This window comes from Leifsonia shinshuensis, assembly GCF_031456835.1.
In the GTDB taxonomy this organism is placed as follows: domain Bacteria; phylum Actinomycetota; class Actinomycetes; order Actinomycetales; family Microbacteriaceae; genus Leifsonia; species Leifsonia shinshuensis_C.
The window spans coordinates 2884391-2896320 of record NZ_JAVDVK010000001.1 but is presented as its reverse complement, the minus strand read 5'-3'; the positions used below and the strand labels follow the sequence as shown (position 1 = coordinate 2896320).

Annotated in this window: 9 protein-coding genes and 1 rRNA gene; 2 read left to right on the top strand and 8 right to left on the bottom strand. The window is 66.2% G+C overall.

Annotated elements, in window-relative coordinates; genetic code table 11:
* Positions 1-313 precede the first annotated feature (313 nt).
* From J2W45_RS14120 to J2W45_RS14095, 6 genes are all read right to left on the bottom strand, one after another.
* Positions 314-1836, bottom strand: a 16S ribosomal RNA gene (locus J2W45_RS14120).
* A gap of 702 nt (positions 1837-2538) precedes the next feature.
* Positions 2539-3606, bottom strand: a complete 1068-nt coding sequence (gene ccsB / locus J2W45_RS14115) for a c-type cytochrome biogenesis protein CcsB (RefSeq protein ID WP_310133008.1) — start codon at positions 3604-3606, stop codon at positions 2539-2541.
* 9 nt (positions 3607-3615) lie between these two features.
* The gene (gene resB / locus J2W45_RS14110; protein WP_396427091.1) at positions 3616-5244 is read right to left on the bottom strand and encodes a cytochrome c biogenesis protein ResB; all 1629 of its coding nucleotides are present in this window, start codon (positions 5242-5244) and stop codon (positions 3616-3618) included.
* Positions 5228-5968, bottom strand: coding sequence for a cytochrome c biogenesis CcdA family protein (locus tag J2W45_RS14105; RefSeq protein WP_310133004.1), 741 nt, complete (start codon positions 5966-5968; stop codon positions 5228-5230). Before J2W45_RS14105 ends, resB begins: the two co-directional genes overlap by 17 nt.
* 1 nt (position 5969) lies before the next feature.
* Positions 5970-6587, bottom strand: coding sequence for a TlpA disulfide reductase family protein (locus J2W45_RS14100; RefSeq protein ID WP_310133001.1), 618 nt, complete (start codon positions 6585-6587; stop codon positions 5970-5972).
* Positions 6584-7303 (bottom strand): histidine phosphatase family protein, encoded by a 720-nt coding sequence (locus tag J2W45_RS14095; RefSeq protein ID WP_310132998.1) that lies wholly within the window; start codon positions 7301-7303, stop codon positions 6584-6586. The genes J2W45_RS14100 and J2W45_RS14095 overlap by 4 nt, the downstream gene beginning before the upstream one ends.
* Positions 7304-7457: 154 nt before the next feature.
* On the opposite strand from J2W45_RS14095, the gene J2W45_RS14090 reads away from it, so the two are divergent.
* Positions 7458-8219, top strand: coding sequence for a JAB domain-containing protein (locus J2W45_RS14090; RefSeq protein WP_310132996.1), 762 nt, complete (start codon positions 7458-7460; stop codon positions 8217-8219).
* Here J2W45_RS14090 and aspS read toward each other — a convergent pair.
* Positions 8149-9477, bottom strand: coding sequence for an aspartate--tRNA(Asn) ligase (gene aspS, locus J2W45_RS14085; protein ID WP_310132993.1), 1329 nt, complete (start codon positions 9475-9477; stop codon positions 8149-8151). The two genes, J2W45_RS14090 and aspS, sit on opposite strands and share 71 nt — an antisense overlap.
* 64 nt (positions 9478-9541) lie before the next feature.
* Here aspS and J2W45_RS14080 point away from each other — a divergent pair, with 64 nt between their 5' ends.
* On the top strand, positions 9542-10726 hold the full coding sequence (locus J2W45_RS14080; protein ID WP_310132991.1) for an acetyl-CoA C-acetyltransferase: 1185 nt from the start codon (positions 9542-9544) through the stop codon (positions 10724-10726).
* Between the two features lie 65 nt (positions 10727-10791).
* On the opposite strand, the gene J2W45_RS14075 is transcribed toward J2W45_RS14080, so the two are convergent.
* On the bottom strand, positions 10792-11919 hold the full coding sequence (locus J2W45_RS14075) for a bifunctional 2-methylcitrate synthase/citrate synthase (protein ID WP_310132988.1): 1128 nt from the start codon (positions 11917-11919) through the stop codon (positions 10792-10794).
* Positions 11920-11930: the final 11 nt, after the last annotated feature.

The window sequence follows — 11930 nt, the reverse complement described above, 5'->3', positions numbered from 1 at the left end:
GAATCTAAGATGCTCGCGTCCACTGTGTAGTTCTCAAAGTACGGGCGGTACCCTTCCTGCCGGCCAGTCATGCCGACGAGAAAAGGTCCAGAGGTTCGGTTCTCATCCGATCGGATGAGGTCCGGTCCCTCAGGACCCAACAGCGTGCATGTGCGGGGCTTCCGAGTCCGAACCGTTCCTACCTGCAAGAGGTGTACTGAGTTCGAGCTGTTCAGCTCCGCACCAATGTCAATGTTCCACCCATGAGCTAACCGGCTGAGACGTTCGCTCAGATCCGGCGCCTGGACACCCGAGGGTGCCAGATGCTCCTTAGAAAGGAGGTGATCCAGCCGCACCTTCCGGTACGGCTACCTTGTTACGACTTAGTCCTAATCACCGATCCCACCTTCGACGGCTCCCTCCAAAAGGTTGGGCCACCGGCTTCGGGTGTTACCGACTTTCATGACTTGACGGGCGGTGTGTACAAGGCCCGGGAACGTATTCACCGCAGCGTTGCTGATCTGCGATTACTAGCGACTCCGACTTCATGAGGTCGAGTTGCAGACCTCAATCCGAACTGAGACCGGCTTTTTGGGATTCGCTCCACCTTACGGTATTGCAGCCCTTTGTACCGGCCATTGTAGCATGCGTGAAGCCCAAGACATAAGGGGCATGATGATTTGACGTCATCCCCACCTTCCTCCGAGTTGACCCCGGCAGTCTCCTATGAGTTCCCGCCATTACGCGCTGGCAACATAGAACGAGGGTTGCGCTCGTTGCGGGACTTAACCCAACATCTCACGACACGAGCTGACGACAACCATGCACCACCTGTTCACGAGTGTCCAAAGAGTTCCCTATTTCTAGGGCGTTCTCGTGTATGTCAAGCCTTGGTAAGGTTCTTCGCGTTGCATCGAATTAATCCGCATGCTCCGCCGCTTGTGCGGGCCCCCGTCAATTCCTTTGAGTTTTAGCCTTGCGGCCGTACTCCCCAGGCGGGGCGCTTAATGCGTTAGCTGCGACACGGAAACCGTGGAATGGTCCCCACATCTAGCGCCCAACGTTTACGGCGTGGACTACCAGGGTATCTAATCCTGTTCGCTCCCCACGCTTTCGCTCCTCAGCGTCAGTTACGGCCCAGAGAACTGCCTTCGCCATCGGTGTTCCTCCTGATATCTGCGCATTCCACCGCTACACCAGGAATTCCATTCTCCCCTACCGCACTCTAGTCTGCCCGTACCCACTGCAGGCCCGAGGTTGAGCCTCGGGTTTTCACAGCAGACGCGACAGACCGCCTACGAGCTCTTTACGCCCAATAATTCCGGACAACGCTCGCACCCTACGTATTACCGCGGCTGCTGGCACGTAGTTAGCCGGTGCTTTTTCTGCAGGTACCGTCACTTTCGCTTCTTCCCTACTAAAAGAGGTTTACAACCCGAAGGCCGTCATCCCTCACGCGGCGTTGCTGCATCAGGCTTGCGCCCATTGTGCAATATTCCCCACTGCTGCCTCCCGTAGGAGTCTGGGCCGTGTCTCAGTCCCAGTGTGGCCGGTCACCCTCTCAGGCCGGCTACCCGTCGTAGGCTTGGTGAGCCGTTACCTCACCAACTACCTGATAGGCCGCGAGTCCATCCTTGACCGAAGTTCTTTCCACGTACAGGAGATGCCTCCGTACGTCGTATCCGGTATTAGCTTCCGTTTCCGGAGGTTATCCCAGAGTCAAGGGCAGGTTACTCACGTGTTACTCACCCGTTCGCCACTAATCCCCTAGAGCAAGCTCCAGGTTCATCGTTCGACTTGCATGTGTTAAGCACGCCGCCAGCGTTCGTCCTGAGCCAGGATCAAACTCTCCGTAAATGTTTAGCTCCACAGTCGCAAGCGACTGGGAAACATAGTGCAAGCTTGGACAGGAAATGTGTCCGCGCACTGCGAGTTTGTCTTGACTAGTTTCGAATATCTACTGACATTCTGTTTCTAATCCAAAGGAATCTCGCATCGACCACTAGACTAGGTCTAGACAGTCAATGCCGAGGTTGTTTGGCATTTGACATTGTGCACGCTGTTGAGTTCTCAAGGATCGGACGCTCTCGCCTTTCAACCTTCCGGCTGTCTCTGCGAGGCAACTTCTCTACCTTACCACTCTCAGTCAGTTTGTCAAGTCGGCGTTTCGTGTTCCTCGTTGGCCCGATATGTGGTGGGCACAACCGATTCACACGACCCGGTCCGGTTAGACCTGCTCAGTGAGTGGGTGTTAATCCTAAGCGCAGCAAGCGAACTTATTCAAGTTCAGGTTTGCCGCTAGGCTTTGGATTCTGGTCCCGCTTGAGGCCGGGGAGCTCTTCCGCTCTCCCGCACCTTTGGGGTGACAAGTAAGTACTTTACGCAGGGCTCCGGAGCGGTGCAAATTCGGCCGCAGCCCGGGCGTGTCGCGCTTGACTTCCGCGGAATCACGCGGAACTTGCCCACCAGCGAGCCTGCTGGGCTGCTCCGCAACGCGAAGAACCCCTCGCGAGCCGGCGGCTCTCGAGGGGTTCTCCGTATGGGTGTTCTGACGACCGATCACAGACCCGAGTACGCGTGGAGTCCGTGGAAGAAGACGTTCACGATGCCGAAGTTGAACAGCACCGCGGCGAAACCGATGATCGCCAGCCACGCGGAGCGGGATCCGCGCCAGCCGCGCGTCGCCCGCGCGTGGATGTATCCGGCATAGATCACCCAGATGATGAAGGTCCACACCTCCTTGGTGTCCCATCCCCAGTACCGGCCCCATGCCTTCTCGGCCCAGATGGCTCCGGCGATCAGAGTGAAGGTCCACGCGATGAAGCCGACGATGTTGATCCGGTACGCGAGGTTCTCCAACGCGACCGAACTCGGAAGGGTCGACAGGAACCGGAACTGCTGCGGGCGGGACTCCGCCACCTGGCGCTCGCGCCGGTACTGCAGCAGCTGCAGTCCGGACAGTGCGAACCCGAGGGCGAAGAACGCCGTGCCCAGCACGGCCACGATGATGTGGATGACCAGCCAGTACGACTGGAGCGCCGGCTGGAGCGGAACCACCGGAACGTAGTACCGCAGGAGTGCGATGCCCTGCAGTACCAGGACCAACCCGAGTACGAAGGTTCCGACGTACTTGATCGGCCACCGCAGGTTGGCCACCAGGAACACCCCGATGATGACGAGCGTGCCCGTCATCGAGAACTCCCACATGTTGGCCCACGGGACGCGCGCCGCGGCGATCCCTCGGAGCACGACTGCGACGAGATGGAACGCGAACCCGACGATCGTCAGGGCGAACGCCCACTTCAGAGACGCACCACCGCCGGACCCGTTCATGACGTCGTCCTCGACGCGCGTGCTGATGCGCGACGACAGACGGCCGAGAGCGGAGGACGGCGGCGGCGGGGTGTCCGCAGGCGCGCCGCCGATGATCGTCCGCGCCGGCGCGCCGACCGGTGCGGCCACTTCGGCGCGACGCGCGACAGCGCTCGGGACGACGGCCGCCTCGACTGCGGTCGCCCGGGCGCCTCGTCGGGCGAGATCGAGCGCGAAGGCGATGAACGCCGCCGCATAGAGACCCATCGCCGCGTACAGGAACACGGTCGACAGTTGAGCCAGGGTTTCGGTCACGATGCCAGCCTAAGTCGTCGGAGGTCCGGTGAGGACCCGGGAATGCTGATCGGCGACGGCCGTCACCGCCGCGAGGAGGTTGGGGTCGTCGCCCCGGGCGAGACCGGCGTACTCGAGAGTGAGCGAGCCGTCGGCGTTCTCGATCGCCTTCACCCACAACCGCCGCCGGGGGACGAACAGCGAGGTCAGCAGCCCCAGCAGGATGAGCACGGCGAACAGCAGGACCCAGACCTGCGCGGGATCGTGGTGGACCTCCAGGGTCGCGAAGCGCTTGACGCCGTCGAGTGAGATCGTCCCGAGGCCGTTCGGCAGCTCGACCGTCTGCCCTGGCTTGAGCTCGAGCGCCTTGGCCTTCGTGGGCGGACCGGCCAGCTGCTCCAGGGTGTCGGTGTTGAGGCTGTAGACGGACTGGGGCACCCCGTCGTCGACGCCGAGATCGCCGGCGTACACGTTCAGGCTGAGCACCGGATCCCGCAGCCCGGGGAACTTGGAGGCGAGCGCGCCTTGTGCGGTCTGGCTCGCCGTCACGGTCGGATAGAAGAAGCCGATCATCCCGACCTGCTCCTTCAGCCCGTCCGGGATCTTCACGAACCCGAGGGACGTCAGGTTCGGATCCGCTTGCGGGATGAAGGGCACCGAGTCGCTGAACACGACCTTGCCCGCCGTGTCCTTGACCGTGATCGTCGGGGCGTAGCCGTTGCCGAGCAGGTACACGTTGGTCCCGCCGATCGCCAACGGGTCGTTGACCTTGATCACCGTGTTCGCTCGCGCATCCCCCGGCCCATTCGTCGTGACATGAGCTGTGTAGTCGAGCGGGGTGCCGATCGCATCCTGGTTCCTGGTCTCGTAGGCCACGTCGAGCTTGTTCACGGCGATCGAGAACGGGGCGAGCGAGGAGTCGCGGAAGAAGCGCCCGGGATTGAACGAGTTGTACGACGGGAGGCTGTTCACGAAGCTCTGCCCTTCGACCACGATCTTCTGGCCGGTGTACCCGAATCCGCCGCCGACGCCGATCGCGAGCAGCACGCCCAGCAGCGCGATATGGAACACGAGGTTGCCGCTCTCGCGCAGGTAGCCGCGCTCGGCCGAGACCGACGTCGACCGCGCATCCTGATACAGGGCGACGCGGTAGTGGTTCGCCTTCAGCACGTCCCGGGCGCTCACGATCGGGTCGACGCCGCGGCCGCGAAGGTCGGCGGGGAGGATCCGCGACTGGAAGCCGGCCATGCGCGACAGCCGGACGGGCGTCTTCGGCGGCTTCGCCCGCATCGCATCGAAGTGGTGCCTGGTGCGCGGGATGATGCACCCGATCAGCGACGCGAACAGCAGCAGGTAGATCGCCGAGAACCACACCGACGTGTAGACGTCGAAGAACTGCAGCTTGTCGAGAACCGGCGCGAGTGACGGGTTGTCGGTGAAGTACTTGGTGACACCGTTCGGGTCGGAACTGCGCTGCGGCACCAGCGATCCCGGGACGGCGGCGATCGCCAACAGCAGGAGCAGGAACAGCGCGGTGCGCATGCTCGTGAGCTGGCGCCAGAACCAGCGGAGCCACCCGAGCGGGCCCAGCTTCGGCTGGACGACGTCGGGATCCTCGCGCGGGGGCGCCGAGTCGATGTGGTCAGAGGGCCGGCTCAAAACCTTGGATCACCGCCAAGAACTGGGACATGAGCTCGCTCCACAGGCCGGTGACCATCAGGATGCCGATGACCACCAGCAGAACGCCGCCGATGATGTTGATCGCCCGGATGTGCCGCTTCAGGAAGGCCACCGAGCCGGCGACCCAGTCGAAGCCGAGCGCCACGAGGAGGAAGGGGATGCCGAGGCCGATGCAGTAGAACAGCCCGAGAAGCGCTCCGCGCCAGGGCGAGCCGCTGCCGACGCTCAGCGCGCTGATGGCTGCGAGCGTCGGGCCGATGCACGGCGTCCAGCCGAGGCCGAAGACGATGCCGAGCAGCGGCGCCCCGATCAGCCCGGTGGCCGGGCGCCACGACGGCTTGATGGTCCGCTGCAGGAACGAGAACTGCCCGATGAAGACGAGGCCCATCACGATGACGAGGGCTCCGAGGATGCGGACCACGACATCCTGCCAGCGCACCAGCCAGTAGCCCAGCGCACCGAACGCGGCTCCATAGGCGACGAACACGATGGCGAAGCCCAGGATGAACAGGGCCACCCCGGTGAGCAGCCGCGAGCGGTCGCGCTTCGCACCCGGGTCGCTGATGCCGCCGACGTAGGCGAGGTAACCCGGGACGAGCGGAAGGACGCACGGGGATGCGAACGAGACCAGTCCCGCCAGGAGTGCGATCGGCAGCGCGAACAGGAGCTGCCCGCTGAAGACGATCTGACCGACGCCGCCCACGTCAGTGCTCGGCCACGGCGTCGGAGATGAGGGAGTCGAGGATGCTCTTGTCCGGGATGGCGCCGAGGATGCGCGCGGCGACACGGCCCTGCTTGTCGACGACCAGGGTGGTCGGCGTGGCCTTCGGCGGCACCGTCTTGCTGAACGCCAGGAGCACCGAGCCGGTGTCGCGGTCGAGCACCGACGGGTAGGTCACTCCCTTGTCCTTCTCGAAGCTCGCCGCGGTCTGGGCCGAGTCGTAGAGGTTGACGCCCAGGAAGTCGACGCCCTGATCGGCGTACTTCTGGCTGAGCTCCTGCAGCGCGGGAGCCTCCACCCGGCAGGGCGGGCATCCGGCGTACCAGAAGTTGACCACCAGGACCTTGCCCGCGTACTGGCGGGAACTGACGGTGCTGCCGTCCTGCAGCGTCCCGGTGAAGGTGACGGCTTCCCCACGGTTGCCTGCCGCGTACTCGCTGACGGTGCCGTCGCCGGCGATGTAGTTCTGCCCGTTGCCGGACCGGTACTGCGTCGCGAGGCTGTCGTTCGCGGTGCATCCCGTCAGGGCGAGCGCTGTCGCAGCCGCGATGGCGACGACGGATGCGACGAGGCGAGAACGGACGCGGGACCGGATGCTCACACGGCCCCCACATCGGTGGCGGCGACCAGGAGGCTCGCGGCCGGCTCGACATACGAGACCTCGGTGAGGCGCTGCGACTCGGGGGTGTTGCCCAGACGCCCTGACGGTGCGGCCGCGGACGGCTCGCCCGTCTCGCTCGCAGTCTCCGGGGCGACCGCCGCCGCGAGCTCGAACGTGGTGATGCTCGACAGCACACAGCGGCGCTTGCGCGGATCGTGCGGGTAGCGCTCGCCCGCGACCGAGAGATGCGTGACCCAGATCGGGAGCTGGTGGCTGACCAGGACGACGTCGCCGGAGTCGACCGACTCGAACGCGTCGTGGACGGCGAGCAGCATGCGCCGCTCGATGCTCACGTAGGGTTCGCCCCAGCTCGGCCGCAGAGGATTGACGAGGTACGGCCAGTACGCGGGCTTCCGCACGGCGAGCTTCATCTTCGTGCCCTCGAACCGGTTCGTCGGCTCCATGATGCGCTCGTCGACGATCGGCTCGAGCCCGAAGGCGGCGGCGATCGGAGCGGCGGATTCGCGGGTCCGCTGAAGCGGGGAGACGCGCAGCGCCGTGATCGGCCGACCGCGCTCCGCGAGATCGTCCGCGGCGGCCTGCGCCATCCGGTGGCCGAGTTTGGAGAGGCCGAAGCCCGACAGCCTGCCATACAGGATGCCGTCGGGATTGAACACCTCGCCATGTCGGACGAGGTGGACCTGGCTCGCTACCACCGGTCCAGTCTACGGAGGGGTTCCCCTTGAATTCACTGAGCGCGGGATCGGTCAGCATGAGCGCACTTTCTCCACAGACAGCCGCCGGCAGAAGTTGTCCACAGATCGTCGCCTTCACGACCTCTCAGGGGGCATCCCTTTCTAACGTCGAGCCATGGCCGACGAGGAAGAAGAGGGTGAGGCACTTGCGAACATCCCCCATCACGACCGCCCGCGAGAACGCATGCGACGACTGGGCATCGGATCGCTCACCGATGACGAGGTCCTGGCGCTGGTGCTGGGATCGGGGCAGACGGGGCGCAGCGTGCTGGCGCTGGCGCGCTCCGTCCTCCGGCGCACCGGCGGGTTCCCCGGCCTGGCGACGATGGACTTCGCCCGCCTGGAGAATCTTCCGGGCGTCGGGCCGGCCACGGCGGGGCGGCTGGTCGCCATCACCGAGATCTGGCGGCGAGCCGGTGCATCCTCGGCGTGGACCAGGCTGGTCGACCAGAAGGCCGTCGCGGATGTCGTGCGGCCCGAGCTGCTTCACCGCGACAGCGAGCGCTTCGTGGTCGTCGTGGCCGACCGGGCTTCCCGGCCCATCGAACTCGTCCTCCTGCGGGACGGCGGAGTCGACGAGTCCGCCATCCAGCCCGCGGACGTGCTGCAGGCGGTCCTCACCCGCGGTGGACGGTCGTTCGCCGTGGCGCACAACCACCCGTCGGGCGTGCTCGACGCATCCGTCGCCGACCTCATGCTCACCCGGCGGCTGGATCAGTCCGCCGCGACGCTCGGGCTCCGCTTCCTCGGCCACGTGCTCGTGGCCGGCGACGCCTGGACATCGCTGCCCGCTGCAGGCTCCGCCGCTACGGGGTCAGGCGCGTCGGTCCGCGGAAGAGGTAGGTCGTCTCGCGCAGGTTCGAGAGGTGCAGCATGAGCATCAGCACCCGGGCGAGGCCCATGCCGAAGCCGCCGTGCGGCGGGATGCCGTACCGGAAGAACGCGAGGACGTCCTCGAGCTCCTCCACGGACAGACCCTTCTCGACCGCCTGCTTCTCGAGGATGTCGACGCGGTGCTCGCGCTGGGCGCCCGTGGAGATCTCGACGCCGTTGAAGATCAGGTCGTAGCTGCGCGTGATCGACGGGTCCTCGGGATGACGCATGTGGTAGTACGGGCGGATGCTCGCGGCATAGTCCGTGAGGAAGACGAACTCGTGGCCGTAGGTCTCCTTCACGTACGCGGAGATCTGGCGCTCGCCCTCCGGGTCCATGTCGTCGTCCTCGCGCTGCACTTCGTAGCCGCGCTCCGCGACGATGCGCTTCGCCTCCGCGAGAGGGATGCGCGGGAACGGCGTGGAGGGCACCGTGATCTCGACGCCGAACAGGCGCTCGATCTCCTCGCCGTGCTTCTCCTTCACCGCGGTGAAACCGGCGACGAGGAGCTCCTCGTGCACCTTCATGACGTCCTCGTGGCTGTCGATCCAGCTGATCTCGGTGTCGACGCTCGTGAACTCGGTCGCGTGACGGCTGGTGAAGCTGGGGTCGGCGCGGAACGCCGGGCCGATCTCGAACACCCGGCCGAAGCCTGCAGCCTGGGCCATCTGCTTGAAGATCTGCGGGCTCTGCGCCAGGTAGGCGGTCGTCTCGAAGTAGGGCAGCTCGAACAGCTCGGCGCGCGACTCGGAGGCGGAGGCCATGAGCTTGGGGGTGTGGATCTCGACGAAGCCGTTGTCGACCCAGTACTGGCGCAGCGCGTGCTCGAAGGTCGTCTGCACGCGGAAGATCAGGTTGTGACGCGGCTCGCGGAGATCGAGGAAGCGCCAGTCCATGCGCTTGTCGATGCCGCTGTCGGCGGCGATCGGGGTCTCCGGGATGGCGGTCGTCTCGACCTCGAGGGTCGAGAGCCGGATCTCGATGCCGCCGAGCTTGACGCGCTCGTCGTGCTTCAGCTCGCCCGTGGCGCGGACGAACGTGCCCTGGGACAGCGAAGAGATGGTGACCGCGGGCTCGTCCGCCACGACCACGCCGTCGTCACCGACCGTCCGCGGGTTGACCAGCTGCACGGCGCCGGACTCGTCGCGCAGGACGACGAACTGCACCTTCTTCTGGTCGCGGACGGTCTCGACCCATCCGGCGACGCTTACGGGGCCGTCGGGCAGGGCGGCGAGGTCTTTGATCAGAACGCGTGCGGTCACGAGCCCCAAGCCTACCGGTGCGGTCGGTGTGAGAATGGAGGGACCAGGCACGAAGGAGTAGCCCATGAGTTCCGACGACGTCGTCATCCTGTCCGCCGCCCGCACCCCGCTGGGGAAGATCAAGGGGACGCTCGCCTCGCTGACCGCCGTGCAGCTGGGGACGATCGCCGTCCAGCGCGCGCTGGAGCGGTCGGGCGTCGGTGCGGACGCGGTCGACACGGTGCTGTTCGGCCAGGTGCTCCAGGCGGGAGCCGGTCAGAACCCGGCACGTCAGACGGCCATCGGCGCGGGGATCGGCTGGGATGTGCCCGCCACGACCATCAACAAGGTGTGCCTGTCGGGCCTCGCCGCCGTGATCGACGCAGCCCGGCTCATCCGGACGGGCGAGGCGACGGTCGTCGTGGCCGGCGGCCAGGAGTCGATGACGAACGCGCCGCACATCCTGCCCGGGTCGCGGATGGGCTGGAACTACGGCTCCATCCAGGCGCTCGACTCGGCAGCGCACGACGGGCTGACGGACGCCTTCGACGGGGAGTCGATGGGCGCGTCCACGGAGAAGTACACGGAGAAGCTCGGCCTGCGGCGCGAGGCTCAGGACGAGTTCGCGGCGCGGTCACACCAGCGAGCCGGGGCGGCGGCGCAGAACGGGGTGTTCGCGGACGAGATCGCACCGGTGACGATCCCGCAGCGCAAGGGCGACCCGGTCATCATCAGCACCGACGAGGGGGTGCGACCCGACTCGACGCCCGAGACCCTGGCGGGTCTCCGCCCGAGCTTCGCAGCGAACGGCACGCTGACCGCAGGCAACTCCTCCCCGCTGAGCGACGGTGCGGCCGCACTGGTGCTGACCAGCCGGGAGAACGCGGAGCGGCTCGGGTTGGAATGGCTCGCCCTGGTGGGGGCGAGCGGTCAGGTCGCCGGACCAGACAACTCCCTCCACTCGCAGCCGTCGCGCGCGATCGACGCAGCGCTGCGGCGCGCCGGGTGGAGCGTCTCCGAACTCGACCTGATCGAGATCAACGAAGCGTTCGCCGCGGTGGCGCTGCAGTCCATGTCGGACCTCGGTCTGGACCCGGCCAAGGTGAACATCCACGGCGGGGCGATCGCACTCGGACACCCGATCGGCGCCTCCGGCGCCCGACTGGCGGGTCATGCGGCGCACGAGCTGGCACGACGCGGCGCGGGGCGGGCGGCGGTCGCGCTCTGCGGTGGGGGCGGTCAGGGCGAGGCCCTTCTGCTCTACCGCTGAATCGCGCCGCGGTCGCGGGGGCGGGGCCGGGCGCAGCCCGACCGCTCCCCCGGACCGCCGACGCGTCAGCGCTCGAGGTGGCGCTCGGTGGGTCCGGTGTACTGCGACAGCGGGCGGATCAGCGAGTTGGCGGCGTACTGCTCGAAGATGTGCGCGGTCCATCCGGTCACGCGAGCCGCGGCGAACAGCGGTGTGAACGTCTCCGTGTCGAAGCCCATCAGGTTGTAGGCCGGCCCGGACGGGTAGTCCAGGTTCGGCTTGATGTTCTTCCGCTCCGCCATGGCGGACTCGAGGGCGTCGTAGAGATCCAGCAGCTCCTGGCGGTCGTAGTGCTCCACCAGGGTCACGAGCGCCTCGCGCATGGTCGGCACGCGGGAGTCGCCGTTCTTGTAGACGCGGTGGCCGAAGCCCATGATCTTCCGCTTCTCGGCGAGCGCCGTGTCCAGCCACTCGGCCGCGCGATCGGCGGTGCCGATCTCGTCGAACGCGTGCATCACGGCCTCGTTCGCACCGCCGTGCAGCGGTCCCTTCAGGGCGCCGATGGCACCGGTGACGGCCGAGTACACGTCCGACAGGGTGGACGCGATCACGCGGGCGGTGAAAGTGGACGCGTTGAAGGAGTGCTCCGCGTACAGGATCAGCGAGACGCGGAAGGCGTCCACCACGACGTCGTCGGGCACCTCGCCGAACGTCAGCCAGAGGAAGTTGCGCGAATAGTCGAGGTCGTCACGCGGTTCGACCGGGTCCAGCCCGCGCTTGCGCCGCTGGATGTAGGCGACGATCGCGGGCAGCTGTGCCAGCAGGTACAGCGCACGACCCTCGTTGAGGTCCCGGTCGAGGATGCCGTCGGGCTGCTGGAGCGTCGCATCCAGCCCGCCCAGTTGGCTCACGGCCGTTCGGAGCGCGTCCATCGGGTGCGCCGATGCCGGGATGTCGTCCAGGGCGCGACGAGTGCGGTCGTCGAGGCGGCGCATCGAGCGCTCCAGCGATTCGAACGCCTCCAGTTCGTCATCCGTCGGCAGCTCGCCGTGCCACAGGAGGTACGCGACCTCTTCGAAGGAGCAGTGCCGTGCCAGCTCCTGCACCGGGTAGCCGCGATACAGCAGCGAGTTCGTCTCGGGGTTCACCGACGAGATGGTCGTCGTGTCGACGACGACGCCGGCGAGGCCCTTGTGGATCTCGGGGTCGGTCATGTGAGCTCCTT